Below are 2,720 nucleotides of genomic sequence, written 5' to 3'. Positions count from 1 at the left end.
CCCAATGGCGGTCCGAGAGGGACTGATGCCAATTCGTCGGCACGAAAAGCGCCAGGCCAAGTTGCGTCGCCAGTCCGTAGCGATCGACGATCACTCGCATGGCATTCAACAACGGCTGCTGCGGCATGGACATGAAAAGGTAGCGCGGCTTGGCCATTGCGTAATTTCGTCAGAGTGACGGCGATCTGGATGGTAGGGCGGTTGACCTGCCCTGCGATTTCGAGACAGTAATTCCTAGAAGACGGCGGTTGCAGGTCTTGACGGAGTTGCTGCTTGACGTAATGCCGGCGCTGGCGATCCACTCAAGGATGGCCTGGCTGACGAACTCCGGCCCATTGTCCGAGCGCATGAACAGCGGCGCCCCGTGGGCGCTCACCAGCCGCGGCAGGACTTCGATCAGCGCTTGGAGCGGATCGAGCCGGCCACATTGATGGCCAGGCACTCCCGGGTGTACTCGTCGATGACGGTCAGGCACTTGAGCTGCTGGCCGGTGGCCGTCGTGTCGAAGACGAAGTCATAGGCCCAGACCATGTTGGCCTTGAAGGGGGTGTGCAACCGCGGACGTGTGGACGCAACGCGTTGCGCGAGCGCTTCCTGGGCACCAGCGGGCCCGCCTGGCGCCACAGCCGATGCGTGCGCGACCAACTCAGCTCGAAGCCGCGCCGGCGCAGGAGGATGTGGATGCGGCGGTAGCCGTGGCGCGGGTACTGGGCCGACAGCTCCTTCATTGCATCGATCACCGGCGCATCCTTGGCAGGCAGACGCGGCTGGTAGCTCGGTGCGGCCCGCGACATGCCGATGAGCCCGCAGGCCCGACGCAGGCTAAGTAAGCGTGGCCTCACGGCCCTCTGGCATGGCGATGGCGGCGTGAGCAAGATCGGCTGATCCTGAGCACCCGAGATGGTGTGCATCAGGCATCGCTACCGCACACCATGGCCGATCAAGACACACCCTCCAGGCGCCGCCGGCGCGACCACAGCCCAGAACTCAAGCGCGAGTTGGTTCGGCAATGCCTGCTGCCCGGCGCGTCGGTCTCCAGCATCGCGATGGCGCATGTCATCAACGCCAACCTGGTGTTCAAGTGGCGGCGAGAGCATTGCGCTGCCGAGGCCGCCGACGCAGGCCCCGCGCAAGCCTCAGCGCCGTTGCTGCTGCCCATCACGCTCGCCTCGGCCACGTCGAGCGACACATCGATGTCGCCGCCACCGGTGTCGACATCGAGCACGACTCGGACCAGCACCGGCAGCATCGAATTCGACTTCGCCGGTGCTCGGCTGCGACTGCGTGGCGCCGTCGACCAAGAGAGTCTTGTCGCGCTGCTCACCGCGTTGCGCAGCCTCGCATGATCGGCCTTCCATCGGGCACGCGCGTGTGGCTCGTCGCCGGTCACACGGACATGAGGAAGGGCTTCGACGGCCTGGCCGCCGTGGTGCAGACGGCGCTGGCTTCGAATCCGTTCGATGGCCATGTCTTCGTCTTCCGCGGCCGACGCGGCGACATCATCAAGGTGCTGTGGTTCGACGGCCAGGGACTGATGCTGCTGGCCAAGCGTCTGGAGCGCGGTCGCTTCGTCTGGCCTCAAGCCGTCGACGGCCGTGTTGCCCTGAGCGCGGCACAACTGTCGATGCTGCTGGAAGGCATCGACTGGCGCATGCCGACTCGCACGAGCTCACCTCAGTTGGCTGCGTAGGCAGTGTCTTCTCGGGAGTGATCCCAATGCACGCGCGCTGACCCTGTCGCACACTGAGGTCCGTGCCGCAAGACACCGATCCGATCAGCCAACTGCCCGACGACGCGCAGCTGCTTAAGCAGCAACTGCGGGCCAGCGCGAGCGAGGTGCAGCGGCTCAAGCTGATGGTCGACAAGCTCAAGCTGCAACTGGCACGCCGCGTGCGCGCGCAGTTCGGCGTCTCCAGCGAGCGATTCGATCTGCAGGCCAGCCTCATCGAGCCGGTGGCGTTGGAGCAGTTGTCCGTGCGCAAGCCCACCACGCCGGCCGCCAATGCCGGCAGCGTCGACCGCAGCCTGCCAGAGCACCTGCCGCGCGAACAGCGCGAGGTGCGGCCCGCCACCAGCGCTGCGCATCACGACGCTGCAGGCCAGTCCTGCGGCTGCACCTCCTGCGGGGGCCGACTGCGCAGCATCGGCGCCGACGTGTCTGAGCACCTGGAGTACGTGCCGGCGCGCTTCAAGGTCATCCGCACCGTGCGGCCCAAGTTGGCGTGCACGAAGTGCGAGGCCATCTTCCAGGCCAGTGCACCAAGTCGGCCGATCGCGCGAGGCCTGGCAGGGCCAGCGCTGCTGGCCCACGTGGCGGTGTCCAAGTATTGCGATCACTCACCGCTGCATCGCCAGAGCCGCATCTACGCCCGCGAAGGCGTCGACATCGACCCCAGCATGATGGCCGGCTGGGTGGAGCAGGTGCACACCTTGTTCGATCCGCTGGTCGCGGCCTTGGGCCGACACGTTCTGCACGCGGCCAAGGTCCATGCTGACGACACGCCGGTCAAGGTGCTGGCGCCAGGCGAAGGCAAGACCCGCACGGGCAGGCTGTGGGTCTACGTGCGCGACGACCGGCCCTCGGGCGACAGCGCGGCGCCGGCCGTCTGGTTCCGCTACTCGGCCGACCGCAAGGGCGAGCACCCGCAGCGCCACCTGCGCGACTTCCGCGGCATCCTGCAGGCTGATGCCTACGGTGGATGGAATGCCCTCTACGACGG

3 protein-coding genes and 1 pseudogene are annotated in these 2,720 nt (G+C 66.8%); 3 read left to right on the top strand and 1 reads right to left on the bottom strand.

Annotated elements, in window-relative coordinates:
• Window positions 1–280 precede the first annotated feature (280 nt).
• Window positions 281–839 (bottom strand): annotated as a pseudogene (locus tag AC1DU6_RS26270) (DDE-type integrase/transposase/recombinase); the annotation flags it as partial.
• A gap of 93 nt (window positions 840–932) precedes the next feature.
• On the opposite strand from AC1DU6_RS26270, the gene tnpA reads away from it, so the two are divergent.
• From tnpA to tnpC, 3 genes are all read left to right on the top strand, one after another.
• Window positions 933–1,346 carry an IS66-like element accessory protein TnpA gene (gene tnpA / locus AC1DU6_RS26265; protein WP_457326107.1) on the top strand — a complete coding sequence of 138 codons (414 nt, stop codon included), beginning with the start codon at window positions 933–935 and terminating at the stop codon, window positions 1,344–1,346.
• Window positions 1,343–1,690, top strand: a complete 348-nt coding sequence (gene tnpB / locus AC1DU6_RS26260) for an IS66 family insertion sequence element accessory protein TnpB (protein ID WP_477860711.1) — start codon at window positions 1,343–1,345, stop codon at window positions 1,688–1,690. The genes tnpA and tnpB overlap by 4 nt, the downstream gene beginning before the upstream one ends.
• Window positions 1,691–1,752: 62 nt before the next feature.
• The coding region (gene tnpC, locus AC1DU6_RS26255; RefSeq protein ID WP_477860709.1) for an IS66 family transposase at window positions 1,753–2,720 on the top strand (968 nt) is incomplete at its 3' end.

The organism is Roseateles sp. P5_B10 (genome assembly GCF_056400485.1).
This window is presented reverse-complemented; position numbering and strand designations above follow the sequence as displayed.